The 17,800-nt window shown below is 66.6% G+C and carries 14 protein-coding genes; 4 read left to right on the top strand and 10 right to left on the bottom strand.

All coding sequences use genetic code 11. The annotated features are described in order from the left end of the window. Positions 1 to 3 precede the first annotated feature (3 nt). The 9 genes from F3N42_RS06140 to F3N42_RS06100 all read right to left on the bottom strand — a co-directional run bounded on the left by F3N42_RS06140 (position 4) and on the right by F3N42_RS06100 (position 9,117). On the bottom strand, positions 4 to 1,434 hold the full coding sequence (locus F3N42_RS06140; protein WP_150863509.1) for an APC family permease: 1,431 nt from the start codon (positions 1,432 to 1,434) through the stop codon (positions 4 to 6). Beyond that, a complete protein-coding gene (locus F3N42_RS06135; RefSeq protein ID WP_150863508.1) occupies positions 1,431 to 2,342 on the bottom strand; it encodes an aspartate/glutamate racemase family protein in 912 nt (303 codons plus the stop codon). The genes F3N42_RS06140 and F3N42_RS06135 overlap by 4 nt, the downstream gene beginning before the upstream one ends. Next, a complete protein-coding gene (mpaA, locus tag F3N42_RS06130) occupies positions 2,343 to 3,065 on the bottom strand; it encodes a murein tripeptide amidase MpaA (protein ID WP_150863507.1) in 723 nt (240 codons plus the stop codon). Beyond that, on the bottom strand, positions 3,062 to 4,693 hold the full coding sequence (locus tag F3N42_RS06125; protein WP_191621260.1) for a serine hydrolase: 1,632 nt from the start codon (positions 4,691 to 4,693) through the stop codon (positions 3,062 to 3,064). Before F3N42_RS06125 ends, mpaA begins: the two co-directional genes overlap by 4 nt. A 25-nt stretch (positions 4,694 to 4,718) precedes the next feature. Then, on the bottom strand, positions 4,719 to 5,558 hold the full coding sequence (locus tag F3N42_RS06120; RefSeq protein WP_150863505.1) for a MurR/RpiR family transcriptional regulator: 840 nt from the start codon (positions 5,556 to 5,558) through the stop codon (positions 4,719 to 4,721). Positions 5,559 to 5,639: 81 nt separating this feature from the next. After that, positions 5,640 to 6,101 (bottom strand): DUF2721 domain-containing protein, encoded by a 462-nt coding sequence (locus F3N42_RS06115; protein WP_150863504.1) that lies wholly within the window; start codon positions 6,099 to 6,101, stop codon positions 5,640 to 5,642. Positions 6,102 to 6,107: 6 nt separating this feature from the next. Continuing rightward, positions 6,108 to 7,286, bottom strand: a complete 1,179-nt coding sequence (gene nagA, locus F3N42_RS06110) for an N-acetylglucosamine-6-phosphate deacetylase (RefSeq protein ID WP_150863503.1) — start codon at positions 7,284 to 7,286, stop codon at positions 6,108 to 6,110. Positions 7,287 to 7,288: 2 nt separating this feature from the next. Continuing rightward, a complete protein-coding gene (locus F3N42_RS06105) occupies positions 7,289 to 8,344 on the bottom strand; it encodes an SIS domain-containing protein (protein ID WP_224784765.1) in 1,056 nt (351 codons plus the stop codon). 2 nt (positions 8,345 to 8,346) lie between these two features. Next, on the bottom strand, positions 8,347 to 9,117 hold the full coding sequence (locus tag F3N42_RS06100) for a GntR family transcriptional regulator (protein WP_150863501.1): 771 nt from the start codon (positions 9,115 to 9,117) through the stop codon (positions 8,347 to 8,349). Positions 9,118 to 9,352: 235 nt separating this feature from the next. Here F3N42_RS06100 and F3N42_RS06095 point away from each other — a divergent pair, with 235 nt between their 5' ends. The 4 genes from F3N42_RS06095 to F3N42_RS06080 all read left to right on the top strand — a co-directional run bounded on the left by F3N42_RS06095 (position 9,353) and on the right by F3N42_RS06080 (position 17,270). Continuing rightward, on the top strand, positions 9,353 to 12,121 hold the full coding sequence (locus F3N42_RS06095) for a TonB-dependent receptor (RefSeq protein ID WP_150863500.1): 2,769 nt from the start codon (positions 9,353 to 9,355) through the stop codon (positions 12,119 to 12,121). Between the two features lie 141 nt (positions 12,122 to 12,262). Then, entirely contained in the window at positions 12,263 to 14,824 is a 2,562-nt protein-coding gene (ptsP, locus tag F3N42_RS06090; protein ID WP_191621259.1) for a phosphoenolpyruvate--protein phosphotransferase, read from the top strand. 13 nt (positions 14,825 to 14,837) lie between these two features. Next, complete coding sequence (nagE, locus tag F3N42_RS06085) at positions 14,838 to 16,607, top strand: N-acetylglucosamine-specific PTS transporter subunit IIBC (RefSeq protein ID WP_150863498.1); 1,770 nt, start codon at positions 14,838 to 14,840, stop codon at positions 16,605 to 16,607. A 78-nt stretch (positions 16,608 to 16,685) separates the two neighbouring features. Continuing rightward, positions 16,686 to 17,270 carry a hypothetical protein gene (locus F3N42_RS06080; RefSeq protein WP_150863497.1) on the top strand — a complete coding sequence of 195 codons (585 nt, stop codon included), beginning with the start codon at positions 16,686 to 16,688 and terminating at the stop codon, positions 17,268 to 17,270. 22 nt (positions 17,271 to 17,292) lie between these two features. Here F3N42_RS06080 and F3N42_RS06075 read toward each other — a convergent pair whose 3' ends face one another. Then, positions 17,293 to 17,730, bottom strand: a complete 438-nt coding sequence (locus F3N42_RS06075; protein ID WP_150863496.1) for a DUF2214 family protein — start codon at positions 17,728 to 17,730, stop codon at positions 17,293 to 17,295. Positions 17,731 to 17,800 lie beyond the last annotated feature (70 nt).

Genomic DNA, 17,800 nt, shown 5'->3' with positions numbered 1-17,800 from the left:
GCCTCAGTCCGCCGATGCCCCGGCCGCGCGGCGCCCGAAACCTACCTTGAAGAAGTAGTACACCGCGCCGGTGGCCGTCAGGCCCAGGCCGATGATCGACGGCACGAAGGCGGTGATCAGCGTGATGACCAGGAAGGCGAAGTAGATGGCCAGGATGCCGACCAGGCTCCACGGGTACAGCCAGGCGCGGTACGGCCGGTGCGCGTCCGGGTATTTCCGGCGCAGGACCCAGATTGATGTGAAAACCAGGATGTTGAAGATGGTCGAGGTGGCCGAGAAGAAGTCGATCATGGTCTCGTAAGAGTTATCGGCCAGCACCGCGAATACCAGCAGCACCGTGGCCCAGCCGGCCTGTCCGATCAGCGCGTTGTTGGGCGTGCGGTAGGTCGGGTGCAGTTTCGCGAACCAGTCGAAGAACACGCCGTCGCGGGCCATGGCCTGCCAGGTGCGCGCCTTGCACAGGATCTGTGTGTTGACGTTGCCGAAGGTGTTGATCATCACGGCGACGGAGATCAGGATGCCGCCGGTGGCGCCCATGGCGACCGTCATCACCTCGGTGGCCACCCACGGCGCCTCGGCAATGCGCTCGGGCGGCAGCTGGAACAGGTAGGCGGCGTTGGCGCCCAGGTACAACAGCATGACGCCGCCAATGCCGATGAACAGCGACAGCGGCAGGTTGCGGCGCGGGTTTTTCACTTCCTCGGCGATATAGGTTGCGCCCTCCCAGCCGCTGAAGGCGAAGAACGCGTAGCGCAGCGCCGCGCCGACGGCCAGGATGGTCGTGCCGCCGAATGATTCCGGGAACAGCGGCGTGATGAAGTTGGCCCAGTTGCCGGTGCTCCAGCTGGTGAAGGCGATACCGATAATGCTGCCCACCGCGGCGATCTTGACGAAGCTGAATATGTTCTGCACCCAGCCGGAGAACTGCACGCCCCACATATTGATTGCCGTCAGCAGCCAGATGGTGCCGAAGGCGACGCCGAAGATCACCATCTTGTCCAGGTGTACGCCATTGACCAGGAACCAGGCGGCACTCAGGTACTCGGCGAAGATCAGCGCCACCGCGGTAATCGACGCGGTTTCCGACACGAAAAACATCGCCCAGCCGCGCAAAAAGGCCCAGAACGGCCCGTAGGACATCTTCAGGTATTCATACGGCCCGCCGGAGCGCGGCATCATCGCCGCCAGCTCGGCGTAAATCACCGCGCCGAAGATGGTAACGATGCCGCCCAGCGCCCACACCAGGCCGAACAGCGAGGTGCTGGCCACGGCCGCCATGATGGGCGCCGGCGTGCGGAAGATGCCCGAGCCGATGATGCGGTTGACGACGATGGACACCGCTTCGAGCAGGCCCAGGTCGCGCTTCATGTCAGTGTCTTCGCTGAACGACCGCATCGGGTCGGCGGGCGTTCTTGTTGTTTTCGTGTCGCTCAAGCGGAGAGGTCCTGTGGTTTGCGGGCGAAAAAGTCCGGCCGGGTTTCATGGTTGACCAGGGCCGCCAGTGTAAGCGGTGCGGCGTCCCCCAGGTACTTCGCCAGCGAGGTCATCGGGCGGTCGGGAATGGTGTAGCGGCTGACGACCGTGACCCGCGGCGCGCCGGGGGATGCGGTGGCGGGCGCCTTGGCCAGCGCGCGATCGATGATCACGCCTGCGGATGCCGCGTTCGGGTCAATCACCCGGGCCGCGTTCACATGGTGTTCCAGTTCCCGCGCGAACCGCTCGGCCTGGTAGCCGAAATGTGTGCAGCCCAGCGCGGCGAGCACCCGGGTTGGTGACGGTTCGAACTGTCCCAGTGCGTCCGGCACGAACTGTTCCAGCAGGCGTGCCGCCTGCTCGCCGGTCACGTCGTTGGAAATGGCATCCGGCAGCTCGGGACAGGCCTGCTGGACGATGCGCGATGGCGCCACCCCAGCCGACTCCAGTCGTCGGCGGTAGGTGTTGCCGGCGACCGTGATCGGCGTCGCGAACACGGCCACGCCGGCATCCGGCCAGTCCTCCAGCGCCGCCAGGATTTCGGCCACACCGGTGTCGACAATGCCGGCCACGCGGTCGCGCGTCTGGTGGTCGAAATACGGGTCGTCGAACATCACGCTCAGGGTGTTGCAGGCGATAAACAGCAGGTCGGGCGCGTAATCGCTGAAAGCGGCGTCGAGGAAACCGTCGAAGGTTTCCACCTGCTCGCGCCGGGTCGGCATGGAGTTGTAGGCGTAGTCGTCTTCCAGCGCGGCGTTCAGGTACAGCAGTTCAAGGTTGGCGCCCAGCCCGCGCCGCGCCAGCTCGGCTTCCAGCGCCGCGCACACCGACAGGCCGCCCACGCCGGAATCGGTGATGGCGATGCGCACTCAGCCGACCTCGTCGATATACGTGCCGGTGATCAGCTTGAACAGCACCGGCGCGTGCGAGTCGATGACCGCCGGCAGCGGGTCGGCAGGTAGTTCCCAGGTGATGATGGGAATGCCTTTCTCGGCGCACCAGCTGCCGAAGGAGCCGGGCGTGGCGTAGCCGACGTCGGGCACCAGGGGCAGGTCTGTTTCCGCGGCAATCCAGCGGCCCAGCGCGGAGTCGTCGGGGTCGTCGATGCAGCCCAGCGGTGCGTGCAGGCTGACGATGGCGCGTGGGCGCAGTCGTTCCACCAGTGCCAGCAGGTGTTGGGTTTCCGCCTCCGACCCGGCGGAGGCACCGGTGCTCAGCTCGATGTCCTGAACGGTCTTGCCGTGGTCCTTATAGCGCACCGGCTCCGGTGACCAGTTGCTGGCCGGCCAGTTGCGGTTCAGGTCCACGCCATTGGCGTTGCAACGGGTGCCGCGCAGGATGCCGTCGGGGTTCACCGACAGGATCACCGGGTTGGCCAGCGCGCCGTTGGGCACCACTCGCAGGGCTTCGGACAGGGCCACGGTGGAGTCGCACTCGTCGCCGTGCATCGATGCCATGACCAGCAGGTCCACGGGGCCCGCGTCGGGGCCAAAGAATTCCAGCGCCACGCCGCGTTCAGACGTGCCGTAGCGATGCGCGGGGTGCCGCAGCAACCCCTTCTCAGAACGCGGTACCTGCACCAGGTTGCTCATCGGTTGGCTTCCTTGGCGTTATCGACGGGGACCAGGTCCAAGAAGCGGAAGTGGTCCAGGTCTGAAGGGCTGTTCATCTGCCGGTTCATGCGCACGCCGGTCACCCGGCCCGCTGGGTCGAACACGAAGCGCACCCAGGCGTCCATGCCGACCTCGCGATCGTCCCATTGCGCCAGGAACAGGTCGCCGTCATGGTGCAGCAGCGGCCCGGTGAACTTGGGCGCCTTGTCGGCGCTGAACCGCAGCGTGCCCTCGTCCAGCGTGATGGCGACGTCGCCGAACCATGGGTCGGCATACTGGCCGGTGTAGCGTGCCAGCGGCCGCGCGGGCTGGACCGGGCCGCGGTCCGGTTCGGCGTCCTGTTCGGCTGAACCACCGCCGGATGATTGCTGGTCACGGTACCAGCCCACCCAGTCGATGGGGGGTGCGTCCAGGTAGCTGTAGAGAATCTGGGTCGAGACGGCGCTGCGGGCGGCGCTGCTGGAACTGTTCAGCAGCGTGACGATGCCCAGGCCCAGGTCCGGCGCCATCACCACGTGGGCGCGCCAGCCGTCCAGCGAGCCGGTGTGCGAGACCTCCATGACGCCATGCACATCGCGCAGCCGCCAGCCCAGGCCGTAGGCCTTGAAGTTGGTGCCGTGCAGTTGCTTCTCGGCGCCGCTGACGCCCAGCGGGTTGTGCGGCCGCCACATGGTCCGGGCCGCCGCCGGGCTGAACACCGCGGTGCCGTCCGGGCCCACGCCGCCGGCCAGCTGTGTGCCCACCCAGGTGAGCATGTCATCCAGGCTGCAGGCGATGCCGCCGGCAGGGGAGAACTTGTCGGGCTGGCGGGGAATGCGGTTGCGCTCGATCACGCTCCAGTCGCTGCCGCGGCCGCCGTGCGGAGCCGCCAGGTTGCGCATCTGCTCTTCCGGGATCACGCCGGCGAAGCAACGGTCCAGGCCCAGTGGGGCCATCAGCCGCGTGTCGACCGTTTCACCCCAGCTCGTGCCGCCGGCCTGCTCGATGGCCTGCGCGGCAACGATGTAGAGCACGTTGTCGTAGGTGTAGCCGTTGCGGAAACCGGCATCCAGCGGGAAGTACTGCAGCGCGGCGACGATATCGTCCTCGGTGAACGCGTTGGGCACCGGCCATAGCAGCAGGTCGCCGGCATGGGCGGGCAGTCCGCTGCGGTGGGCCAGCAGGTCGACCATGGAAATATTGGCCGTGACCCAGGGGTCGTTCATGCGCAGCGCCGGCAGCACCTGGTTGACCGGGCCGTCCCAGCTGAGCTTGCCATCGTCGACCATTACCGCTGCCGCGGCGGCGGTGAAGGCCTTGGTTACCGAGGCCAGGCGGAACAGGGTGTCGGTATTGACCCCACCCGGCTGCCCGGCCTCGCGGAGGCCGTGGCCAGCGGCATACACCACTTCGCCATCCTTGATGACGCCCACGGCCATGCCGGGGACATCGAAGGTCTCCATGGCGTAGCGAGCCAGCAGGTCGATGTCGATGTTTGCCGTGGCAGGCGCAGCGGGTGCTGATTCAGCGGCTGGCACGGTTGCCGGCGCCTGCGCGGTGGCGCAGCCGGCCAGCATCAATAGCAGGCCGGGCAGGAGAATTCTGTGGGTCATGGCGGTCCTGTTCATGGGTGCGGGGAGGGTGGTCCCCGGTCTAGAAGCTTTCGACATCCTGGCGGTTCAGCGCCAGTAACTCTTTCGCCTTGCGGTTGCGGCGAATAATCAGCTTGAACAGCAGGTCGATCATGTACTGCTGCGAGGTCATGGAGACAATCTGCGGCAGTTCGTATTTGCCCGCCGTGCTGACCGAGTACAGCTGCACGTCGGCCAGCGAGCGGAACGGGTTGGCGCTGTAGGTGGTCAGCGTGACCACCTTGACGCCGGCGCGGCGCGCCTTCTTGACGGCCTCCAGCGTACGCGGCGCCTGGCCGGTGAGCGAGACCAGGAAAATGGCGTCGCCCTTACCCAGCGTGGCGACGCTGGAGAGCTGGAAATAGGCATCGGTCTCGGCGATCACGGCGCGCCCGATCTGGCTGAGCATGGAGGCGAAATGCCGCGCCGCCAGCGCGCTCCAGCCCATGGCGATAATCTGCGTACGCTGGGCTTTTTCCAGGATATCGACCGCTGCCTCCAGTTGCTTTTCCTCGTTCAGCTGCATGGTGTTCAGCAGTGCCTGCTGCTTGGTCTGGTACAGCAGTTCGGCCACCGAGGCATCGTCGTCGACGCCGCCGTTGCCGTTACCGTCACCGTTGTCGTGACCGTCGCCGGTCAGGAAGGCCTCGTGAATGGCGAGCTTCAGGTCGGTGAAACCGCGGAAGCCCAGTTTCTGGCTGAACTTGACGATGCTGGACTGGCTGACGCCCACGGCGTGGGCCAGGCTCTGCGACGAGTAGTCTCGGATCAGTGCCGGGTTGTCCAGGATGAAGCGAGCGATCTTCTTCTCGTTCGGAGACAGTTCATCCTGGAACGCACGGATTTTGGCCAGGCAGGACATGGAATAAACAATTCCCCAAATGGGTGCGACGCAAACATAGCATATTCCATGTTGCGGCCATACGTTGCCGTGGCGCGGTCTTCAGTCGCGCTTGACACCGGAAGAGCGAATGCCGAAGGAAAACCGCCGCACCGCGATGTAGACCTCCCACAGGAACGCCACCAGGCCGCCGATCAGTGCCAGCATGGCCAGGATGAACAGGCTGGCCACGGCCGCGCGGATCTCGAAATCGAAAAAGAAACCGGCAAAGGCCACCGCGATGAGGATGCAGACGATTAGCGCCGAGAGGATATCCAGCGCAATACCGATATTGGCCAGGCGTGCGCGGCGCCACAGGATAGCCAGCTCCACGCGGATCAGTGCCGCTTCTTCGGAGCCGGCATGGTCGAGCATGTCCTCGAGCAGTCGGCCACGGTCAAACACGCGCCCCAGGCGGGCGGCGAAGGCGTTGATGAAGGCGCCGATACCGGCCAGCAGGAACACCGGCGCCACCGCCAGTTCGATGACGTGGGCGATGTCGGTGGCGTCTTCGAGCAGGATCATGGTCCGCTAGTGTAGCGGTTCCTCGTTTTTTGACCATGCCGTCAGGCCGCCGGTGATGGTGGCGACGGGGCGCAGCTCGTGGTCGAGGATAGCGAAGTCGGCGGCCAGGCCCGGGGCGATGGCGCCGCGCTCACGCTGCAGGCCCAGGAAGTGGGCCGGGGTGGTGGCGGCCATCGTCGCCGCCGTGACCAGGTCGCAACCGGTGAGCCGCATCATGCCACGCACCGCGGTCGCCATGTCCAGGCTGCTGCCGGCCAGGGCGCCGTGGCGGTCGCGGTAGACGCCGTCTTCAACAGTGATGGTTTCGCCAAGTAACTCAAAGGTGGTCTGTGACGTGCCCACCGCCGGCATGGCATCCGTCACCAGCATCAGCCTTTCCGGGCCCTTGCAGCGCAACGCGATGCGCGCGCAGGCGGCGGCCACGTGCACACCGTCGGCGATGAAGCCGGCATAGGTGTTGTCACTGTCCAGCGCCGCGCCCACTACGCCGGGCTCGCGCACGGTGAGTTGCGACATGGCGTTGTAGAGGTGAGTGAAGCCGGTCAGTCCCTCGTCGATGGCGGCGGCAACCTGCTCGTGGCTGGCCGCGCTGTGGCCGGCGGCGACGATGAAACCGCGTTTGACCAGCGCACGGATGGCGCCGGGTTCGGCCATTTCCGGCGCCACGGTGATCAGGGTGGGGCCCAGTTCCAGCGGCGCCAGCCGTTCGGCGGTCGCACGGGTCAGCGGCCGGATGCGCTCGGCGTCGTGCACGCCGCGCCGCTCCGTGTTGATGAAAGGCCCCTCGATGTGCAGGCCGATGACGGTCTGCTCGCCGTCGCGGATGACGGCGTCGACCGCCTTGCGCCCGCGCTCGACCACGTCCAGGTGGTCGCTGACCAGCGTGGCCAGCAGCCCGGTGGTGCCGTAGCGCGCGTGGGCGCGGGCGATGGTCCGCACCGTGCCCGGCGACGGGTCGTCGTTGAACAGCACACCGCCGCCACCATTGACCTGGGTGTCGACAAAACCGGGCAACAGGTAGCTGCCCAGCAGGTCGATGACCTTCGCGTCGCCCACCGCAGTGGCCGGGACCAGGTCGACGATGCGGCCACCGCGCACCATCACCGCGAGGTCGTCACGGATGCCGTCCGGGGTCACCACCCGGGCATCGGTGATGGCCGTCAGCGTGGAGGCGTTGTGGATCATGGTCAGACGGTCGCGGTGACCTTGCGCAGGAACGGCGGGTTGTCCGGGTCCTGCCCCAGCGCCAGTGACAGCTGGTTGGCCAGGCGGTAAAAGCTCTGGATGCGCAGTAGCGGCTCGATCACCGGGTGCGCGGATGGCGTTGGCAGTTCAATCGCGCCGGGGGCGGTCACGCCGGCCGTCATCAGCGTCAGGTCGCGGCCGCTGAGCTCGGCGACCAGGTCGCGCACACCGGGCGCGGTGGCGTCGTCCTGCGCCATGACCAGCATCGGGAACGCGTCGCGCGCGATGGTGACCGGTCCGTGCAGGACCTCCGCCGAGGAATAGGCTTCCGCGTGCAGGCCGCAGACTTCCTTGAACTTGAGCGCGGCTTCCTGGGCGATGCCCAGGCCGATACCGCGGCCCAGCGTGAACAGGCTGCGGGTCGCCATGATCGGTTCCAGCGCGGCGCTCCAGTCGCAGTCCCAGGCCGCGGCAAGGTGTTCCGGGGCAGTGGCGAGCGCGTCACGCAGGTCCTGGTCGTCCTGCCATTCGGCGGTCAGCTGCACCAGCGCGGACAGCGAGCCGATAAAGGACTTGGTGGCGGCCACGCTGTTCTCCGGGCCGGCCCGCAGGGGCAGCACGGCGTCGGCCATCTCGGCCAGCGGTGACGATTCAACATTGACCAGGGCAATGACCGGCGCACCGCCACGGCGCGCCGCTTCGGCTACGGCCAGCAGGTCGGGGCTGGCGCCGGATTGGGAAATGACGATGCAGGCGCCACGCTCAAATTGCATCGGCGCCTTGTAAATGGAGTTGACCGATGGTGCGGCGGAAGCGGTAAACAGGCCACTACGGGTCTCGACCAGGTACTTGCCATAGGTGGCGGCATGGTCAGAGCTGCCGCGCGCGACCGTCAGCATGAACGCGGGGTCGCGCTCGCGCAGCAGGCGGCCGATGTCGCGGGCGATGTCCCGGTTGTGCTCGATCTGGTCGCTGACCACGCGGGCCGCCTCGGCGGCTTCGCGGAACATGGCGGTGGATTCGGGCGCGCGCGCGGGCGCCGCGGGGCTCGTGGTCATGGTCATTCTCCCAGGCTCAGTTCGGCCACGAAGTCATAGGTGTCGCCACGGTACCAGCTTTGCGAGAACTCGATGGCGGCCCCCTTGGCGTTAAAGCCGATGCGCTCGGCCAGCAGGCCGGCATCGCCTTCGCGTGCGCCCAGCAGCTTGGCTTGCTCGGCGTTCAGCAGCAGCGCTTTCAGCCGCTGCAGCGCCCGCACCGGACGGTTGCCGGTCTTCTTCAGCGCCGCGTAGAGCGAGTGGTCGACCGCAGTAATGGACGGCAGGCAGTCCGCCAACACCACGGCTTTTTCGATCGACATCGGGTTGCCGTCCGCCAGGCGAATACGGTTGAAGCGGAAAACCCGCGTGCCCGGGCTGGCTCGCAGCGTCATTGATTCGTCCGGGGAGACCGTGCCCTCGGCGCGGCTCAGCCAGACGCTGTCCGGGGTCATACCGCGGGCGGCCATTTCCTCGGAGAAGGAATTGAGTTGGGCGAAGTTCTTCTCCACCTTCGGGCGCACGAAGGTGCCGGAACCCTGCCGGGTGCCCAGGACATCCTCGTTCACCAGCCCCTCGATGGCCTTGCGGATGGTGATTCGGGACACGCCAAACAGCTGCGCCAGTTCCCTTTCAGGCGGCAGGACGTCGTCGGGCTTCAGGCTTCGCTCATTGATCGCGTCACGCAACAGGTTCTGCACCTGGCGGTACAACGGCAGGTGTTCATTCTGCTCGACCTGCGCAAAACGCTCGGCCAGGTCGGCGGACAGGGATTTGGGGGCTGGTTCGCTCATGCCAATAATATAACCAATATAAGACCAATAATGCCAAGAGATTATTGTGATTAATTTTGCACGGGTGATTTATCCAATATAAAAACAGTGACATAGCGATTTTATGTTGCTTTTTCGTAAATTGGGCTGGAAATTGGTATTCATTGGTAATATGCTTTTATCAAATTGGTACTAACCAATAAGTCGGATAGGTCCCCGTCATTCAGTACAGAACGCACACGAAGGTGAACATGCCATGACCCAGAAAAACACCGCCGTATTGAGCGCCGCCATTGCCCTGGCGCTGTATGCCAACATCAACCCCGCACATGCCCAGGACAGCGATGACGCCGTCGACCCCGTGATGGAAGAGGTCGTGGTCACCGGTATCCGCGGCAGCCTGCAGCGTTCACTGGACGTGAAGCGCAGCTCTGATTCACACGTTGAAGTGATCAGCGCCGAGGACATCGGCAAGATGCCCGACCGCAACATCGCCGACTCGCTGCAGCGCGTGCCCGGTATTACCATCAGCGCCGCCAGCGCCAACGAAGGCGCCTTCGACGAGAACGACCGCGTCAGCATGCGCGGCACCAGCCCGTCGTACACGCAGACGCTGATCAACGGCCACAACATCGGCACCGGTGACTGGTTCGTACTTAACCAGACTGGCACCGTCGGCCGCAGCGTCAGCTACTCGCTGCTGCCGTCCGAGCTGGTCGAGCAGATCGTGGTGCGCAAGACCTACGAGGCCAAGCTGGTGGAAGGCGGCCTGACCGGCAGCATCGACATCAAGACCCACAGCCCGCTGAATTTCGACGATGGTGTGACCGTGCACGGTAACGTCGGCATGGTCTACGCCGACCTGCCGGACGAGATGGACCCGCAGCTGTCCGCGCTGCTGAACTGGAAGAACGCCGACGGCACCTTCGGCATCATGGTCCAGGGCTTCAGCCAGGAGCGCCACCTGCGCCGTGACGGCCAGGAGATCCTGGGCTACAACGTCATCGGCGCCGGCGATGCCGCCGCCCAGGCCTATCCGGAACTGGAAGGCGTGCTGTACCCGACGCTGGTCGGCTCCGCGCTGTTCGAGCAGGAGCGCAAGCGCACCGGTGGCCAGGTGACCGTCGAGTTCGCGCCCACCGACGACCTGAGTTTTGTCGTCGACGCCTTCAGCTCGAACCTGGAAGCCAGCAACTACAACCGTAACTACATGCTCTGGGGCGCCCGCATCATCCAGGGCGGCGCGGTGCCGGATTCTGGCTTCACCGTGCGCGACAACACCCTGGTCGCGGCCGAGTTCAGCCCGGTCGCCACGCAGCAATATGGCATTTACGACCAGATCTCCCGCCCGGGCGACGAGTCCAGCTCGGACTACATCAGCGCCGAGATGGAGTGGTCGCTGAACGACAGCTGGACCGTGTTCGCACAGGCCGGCACCTCCGAGGGCCGCGGCAAGACGCCGACCCAGGACGTCGCCGAATGGGACCTGGGCCTTGGCACCGGCGCCGGCTGGCAGCTGAACGGTGTCGGCACGGCCGACTGGCACCTGGGCAGCACCGACACCTCGCAGCCCGGCGACCCGCTGACCGACTACAAGCTGGACTGGATCTTCGGTTACCAGGACATCGACGTGGTGGACGAGGAAGACTGGCTGCAGCTCGACACCACCTGGGACATCGAGTCCGGTGTGCTGAGCTCCATCGACTTCGGCGCCCGCCGCGCCGAGCACGGCCGCAGCCTGGGCCAGGTCACCGCGCAGGGGCCGGGTTGTATTGATTCCGGTGGCAACACCGTGCCGTTTGACTGGTCACAGGAGTTCTTCTGCCCGGTGGGTTCCGAGTCGCCGTTCGACCCGGCCAACTTCCCGTCCGGCTACGAGAACTACCCGGGTGACTGGGGTGGCAACCTGGGTGGCAACATTCCGCGCGACATCTGGTACTTCTCGCCGGAGCAGTTGGCCGAATACAACCGCTTCACCGACCGCGACCCGCTGTCACGCTTCTACTTCCAGGGTACCTACGACCTGGAGGAAACCTCTACCGCCGGTTACGTGCAGTTCAACTTCAACGGTGCCCGCTGGTCCGGCAACCTGGGCCTGCGCTACGTGCAGACCAAGGAAGACATCGACACCTACGTGAACGCCGATGCCTCCGACCCGGACGCGATCACCACGTCGGCCTTCGGCCCGTACAAGCAGGTCAACACCAGCCACACCTACAACGACTGGCTGCCGACGGCCAACTTCCGCTACGAACTGGCCGAGGACATGGACCTGCGCGTGGCGCTGACCCAGACGCTGTCCCGCGCCGACTACTCTGCCCTGGCCGGCTCCGTGAGCCTGGTGCCGCCGGCGGTTGAAGGCGAGGTGGGTAGCGGTTCCGGCGGCAACCCGGACTTGGAGCCGATCCTGTCGACCAACTTCGACGTGGCCTGGGAATGGTACTTCGCCGACCGTGCGCTGCTGGCCGCGAGCCTGTTCTACATGGACATCGACAACTACATCGCCCTGGGCCAGGAGACCCGCTCGATCTTCACGATTGACGCGCAGAACCCGCAGGGCCGCTACGTCGACTACCTGCTGACCGTGCCGGTGAACTCCTCGGCCAAGGTCAAGGGCTTCGAGCTGGCGCTGCAGCAGCCGATTGGCGACTACTTCGGCATCATGGCCAACTACTCGTACGCCGACGCCGACACGGCGGATGACCAGCCGATGCTGGGCACCTCGAAGAACACCTACAACCTGGGTGGCTACTTCGAAACCGACAACTGGTCCGTGCGCCTGTCGTACAACTTCCGCTCCGCGTTCTACAGCGGCCTGGACCGTGCATCCGCGTTCTACCAGGATGACATCCAGAGCGTCGACGGCTCCATCGGCTACATCATCAGCGACAACTTCACCGTGTCACTGGATGGTCGTAACCTGACCGACGAGGCCTACAAGTACTACGCCGAGAGCAAGGAGCGTCCGCGTTCCATCTACGAGAACGGCCGCCAGTACTACCTGAACCTGCGGTTCAACTTCTGAGCGGGTCCCCCTGGTCCGTGAGTCCCCGCCGCCGGCAAGGCGGCGGGGGTCACGACAAGCGTATGTCGGGCCCGGTTCACCGGGCCTTTTTATTGGCCCATGTCCTTGCCGGGAAACCCCTTTCCCGGGAATGGAGTTAGCATGTCCCCCATCATGAATGTCATCACCTTCAAATCCCCCCTGTCCGGCTGGTGTGCCGGGCTGGACGACAACCCCGATCCCGTGTTCAGCGGCGGCACGCTGGGCCAGGGCGTCTCGATTGACCCCACCGGCGGGCGCGTGGTGGCGCCGTTCGACGGCCAGGTGGTCGCCGTGCCGGACAGCCGCCACGCGGTCAGCCTGCGCGCCGACAACGGTGTCGAGTGCCTGGTGCATGTCGGTATCGATACGGTGAGCCTGGCCGGGCGCGGTTTCGAGGCGCTGGTTGTGGCCGGTGACCGCGTGACGACGGGCCAGGTGTTGCTGACGTTTGATCCGGACCTGCTGGCGCGTTCCGCCCCCAGCCTGCGTACGCCGGTGCTCGTGCTGAATGCGCCGGGCGTGGGGCTCAGGGCGGTGCGCGATCCCGGCCCGGTGAGCGAGGGCGATGCGCTGTTCGAAGTGGTCATGGGTGAAGACGCTGTCATCGATCCGGCGGTGAGCCAGGCCAATGGCTCTGCGGTTGAGCCAGACGAAGTCCTGGAACTGCGCACCGGGCTCGAGCACGGCATCCATGCCCGCCCGGCGGGCCTGCTGGGCGGCACCCTGGACGCGATGGATGCCCGCGTTCGCCTGGTTTCGGCAGCGGGGCGGGGAGCCGATGTCACCAGCCCGGTGGCCCTGATGGGCCTGGGCATTCGCCGCGGTGATGTCGTGCGCATCGAGGCCAGCGGCGCCGATGCCGCTGCGGCGATCGAGGCTGTTGCCGCGTTCCTGGAGCCGCTGGATGCGTCATCGGATGAATCGCATTCGCAGGCAGACTTTGAATTGACGCCGGAGCCGGAACTGCACGCGCCGGAACCCGGGTCGCGCCTGCCCGCCCTGGTGGCGAGCGCCGGCCTGGCCACGGGTGTGGCCGCGGTACTGGACTTCGGTGGTGAGCCCGCACTGGCAGGGCCGGAAGGCACGCCGGAGCAGGAGCGTGCGGCGCTGGACACGGCCATCGCCGCGCTGGCGGAGCATCTGCAAAGGCAATCCACCACGGCCGAAGGTGAGGCCGCCGAGGTGGCGGGCGCCCACCACGCGCTGGTCCGCGATCCCGGCCTGCTGGCCGACGCACGGTCCGCCATCGAGGCCGGTCATTCTGCGGCCGAGGCCTGGTGGCAGGCCACGCAGGACGCCGCCGCACGCTTGGCGGCGCTCGACGACGCCCGCCTGCGCGAGCGCGTCGATGACCTTCGCGATATCGGCCTGCAGGCCGTCGACATCCTCGCCGGCAAGGCGCCCGGCGCCGCGCTGTCGCTGCCCGAGGGGGCGGTGGTGCTGGCCGACAACCTGCTGCCTTCGCAGCTGATGGCCATCGAACCTGCTGCCCCGGTCGCCATCTGCCTGGCCGAAGGCGGGGTGACCTCGCACGTGGCGCTGCTGGCCTCGGCGCGCGGCCTGCCCATGCTGGTCGGCGCCGGTCCGCGGCTGTTGGCGATCGCGGACGGCACGCCGCTTTGTGTTGACGCCGAGAACGGCGAGATCCTGGTGGCGCCGCCCGAAGACGCGCTCGCGGCCTTCGCCGGGCATGTCCGTTCGGAACAGCGCGTGGCGCGGGACGCCCTGGCGCAGGCGCACTTGCCCGGCATGACGGCGGACGGTGTGGCCGTGGCGGTACAGGCCAACCTGGCCGGTGTCGGCGAGGCTGCTGCCGCGGTTGAGGCCGGCGCAGAAGGCTGCGGCCTGTTGCGAACGGAGTTCCTGTTTATGTCTCGTGGCACCGCACCCTCGGTGGAACAGCAGCGTCACGAACTGCAGGCTATTGTCGATGCCCTTGGCGACCGGCCGCTGGTGGTGCGCACCCTGGATGCGGGCGCCGATAAGCCCATCGACTACCTGGACCAGGCCGCCGAAGACAACCCGGCGCTGGGCGAGCGCGGTATTCGCCTGCAACTGGCACGGCCGGCGCTGCTGGACGCGCAGCTCGAAGCCCTGCTGCGGGTCGAGAGCCCACAGCCGTTGCGCGTGATGCTGCCCATGGTGACCGGTGCGGACGAAGTGGCGGCGGTGCGCGAGCGCGTGGTGGCCCTGCGTGAGCGGCTGGGCCTGGCGGCCGAGCTGCGCCTGGGCATCATGGTCGAGACCCCGGCCGCGGCGGTGACCGCGCAGCGGCTCGCCCGGCACGTGGACTTCTTCTCCATCGGCACCAACGACCTGGCCCAGTACACCCTGTGCATGGACCGCCTGTCCCCGGGGCTGGCGAAGCAACTCGACGCGCTGCACCCGGCGGTGCTGGCCATGGTGGCTATGACGGCGCAGGCCGGCCGTGATGCCGGCATTGAGGTCAGCGTCTGCGGCGCCGCCGCGGCCGACCTGCAGGCGGTGCCGGTGCTGGTGGGCCTGGGCGTGCGCAAGCTATCGGTGCCACAGGCCAGGGTCGCGCGGGTCAAGGCGGCCTTGCGCGGTGTTTCGATCCCGGATTGTGAGCAGCTGGCGACGGCGGCACTGGCCTGCGAATCGGCCGCGGCGGTTCGCGGGCAGGTTCGTGCCTGGCAGGCTTCCACCGGCGGCAACCGCTGAACAAGGAATTGACATGAAATCATTCGTTACCGGAACGCTGTTCCCCGCCGCCCAGAAACTCGGCCGCTCGCTGATGCTGCCGATCGCGGTGCTGCCAGTGGCCGGCCTGCTGCTGCGCCTGGGCCAGGACGACCTGCTGAACCTGCCATTCATGGCCGCCGCTGGCGATGCCGTGTTCTCGCACCTGGGCCTGCTGTTTGCCATCGGCGTGGCCGTCGGACTGGCGCGTGGCAATAACGGTGCGGCCGGCCTGGCGGCGGCCGTGGCCTATTTCGTCACCACCGAAGGCGCGCGCACCCTGATCCCGGTGCCGCCGGAGGCCTTCGCCGCCGCCACGGCGCTCAACGCGTCAGAGTACGAGGCGCTGCTGAAGGCTGATTTTCTTGATGGCGCGATTGGCAAGATGAGCGTGCCGGTGGGCCTGATCTGCGGCATCGTCGCCGGTTGGCTGTACAACCGCTATGCCGAAATCCGCCTGCCGGATTACCTGGCGTTCTTTGCCGGGCGCCGTTTCGTACCGATCGTTTCCGGTGTCGCCGGCCTGGGGCTGGCCTTGCTGTTCGGCTTCGGCTGGCCGGCGGTGGAAACGGGCATGAACGCGCTCAGCGAGGCCGTGGTCGGCGCGGGCGGGGTGGGGCTGTTCATCTTTGGTCTGCTCAATCGCCTGCTGATCATCACCGGCCTGCATCACATCCTGAACAACATCGCCTGGTTCATCGTCGGTGATTTCGAAGGTGTGACCGGTGACCTGCGCCGCTTCTTCGCCGGCGACCCGTCCGCCGGGGCCTTCATGGCCGGTTTCTTCCCGGTCATGATGTTTGGCCTGCCGGCAGCCTGCCTGGCCATGTACCACTGCGCCGAGCCGGCGCGCCGCAAGGCCGTCGGCGGCCTGCTGCTGTCCATGGGCCTGACCTCTTTCCTGACCGGGATCACCGAGCCCATCGAGTTCACCTTCATGTTCGTCGCGCCGGTGCTGTACGCCGTGCACGCGGTGCTGACGGGCATCAGCATGACGCTGATGGACCTGCTCGGTGTCCGCCATGGCTTCGGTTTCTCGGCCGGCCTGTTCGACTATGTCCTGAACTTCGGCCTGGCGACCCGACCGTGGATGGTCCCGGTGATCGGTGCCGTCTGGTTTGCCATGTACTACGTCACCTTTCGCTGGGCGATCCTGCGCTTCAACATCCCGACGCCCGGGCGCGGGCCGGTCACCGACGCCGTCGCCGGTGATGAGGCCGCCGCGCCACTGGATACAAATGAGGAGACCGCCGCGATCCTGGCGGCATTGGGTGGCGCCGGCAACCTGGCCGATATCGATGCCTGCACCACGCGGCTGCGGCTGCGCGTGGCGGACCAGGGCGCCGTCAACGAAGCCGGCCTGAAACGGCTGGGCGCCGCCGGCGTGTTGCGGCCGACGGCCGACACCCTGCAGGTGATCATGGGCCTGCGCGCGGACGAGATCGCGGATAACCTGCGCTGTGCGGCGAGTGCCGGCCCCGGGCAGACCGCCACCACCGCGCGCTTACCGGCCCCTGCGGTTGCAGCGGTTTCCGGTCAGCTCAATCACGAGGCCTTGCTCGCCGCCCTGGGCGGCGCCGGTAACGTGGACCAGGCCGAGGCACTGGGCACCCGCCTGGCGGTGCGCCTGGCGGATCCGGCACGGGCTGATGCCGCCAGCGTTCAGTCCGCCGGCTTCCGCGGCCTGGCCACCTTGCCGGGCGGGCTCGCGCACGTGCTGTGCGAAGGAGACGCGGCGCAATGGATCGACGCACGGGCGGATTGAATCGATCGCCGTCCGAATGCTGACGGCACGCTGTGCAGAGACTACACTTTGGGCTCAACCAACCATGGGGAGTTCAAAGTGAACCGATTCCTGAATGCCGCCGCCGCGCTGACGCTGGCACTGCCTCTCACTGTCCTGGCCGGCGACCCGGCGGAGAAAATGGACCGGCCGTCGATGAGCGGCTCGCGCACCGTGACGCTGGAGGCCGAGGTCGCGGCCATTGATCACGACACCCGTGAGGTCACGCTGACGGGTGAGGCCGGCGAAAGCTTCAGCTTTGTCGCCAGTGATGATGTCCGGAACCTGGACCAGGTGCACGTCGGCGACGTGGTGGTGGCCCAGATGTACGAAGAAATCTCCATCGAGGTGTTCCCCAACCCCGATGGCCTGGAGCCGGGATACGGTGACATGACGGTGGAGGGCCGCGCCGAGGAGGGCGAGGCACCCGGCGGTATGTCCGTTGGTACCACCGTGATTACCGCCGTGGTCGAGGATATCGATCTGGAAGCCGGCACCTATTCACTGCGTGGCCCCGAGGGCAACGTCGGCACTTTCGAGGCGGCCGACCCGGCCAACCTTGAGCGTGCCGAGGTCGGTGACCTGGTCGTGATGACGGTCATCCTGGCCGCAGGCGTCCTGGTCGAGTCACCCGATAGCGAGTGACCTGCCCGGTGCGGGGGCGGCGTCAGCCGCCTCCGCCCACACCCCGCGCCACGCAGATGGCCAGCAGCGGCATCAGCGCCACCAGCAGCAACTCCAGGCGGATCACCATGATCACGCCCTTCGGCACGGTCACCGTCTCGGCGGCCGCCTTCATCGCACGCCGGAAAAACACGGTCGGGTAGATCGACAGCAGGCCGATGACCACGAACAGCGTCACCTTCAAGTGGAAAAGGCCAAAGCCGTTGTAGTAGGCGGCGGGTTTGCCCACCCCGAACCACAGCACCAGGCCGGCCGCCAGCACGATCATGGCCGACAGGCCGTAAAGACCATCGAGAATCGCGATCCGGCGCAGCGTGGCCCTGGGCACCTGCGCGGACACCAGCATGTGTTGCGAGACCAGGCAGGCGAACAGCACCAGAACGGCCAGGATATGGACATAGCGAATGAGGATTTCGGTCATCGTTTACGGGTCCCGCGAGGGTTCTGGTCAGTGGATAATGCATTATCCTGTTCCCCGGAGGACAAATCAC

It is taken from the genome of Marinihelvus fidelis (assembly GCF_008725655.1).
Taxonomy (GTDB): Bacteria; Pseudomonadota; Gammaproteobacteria; order Xanthomonadales; family SZUA-36; genus Marinihelvus; species Marinihelvus fidelis.
Note: the sequence above shows the minus strand (reverse complement) of the source record. Positions and strands in the feature narration are given on the sequence as shown.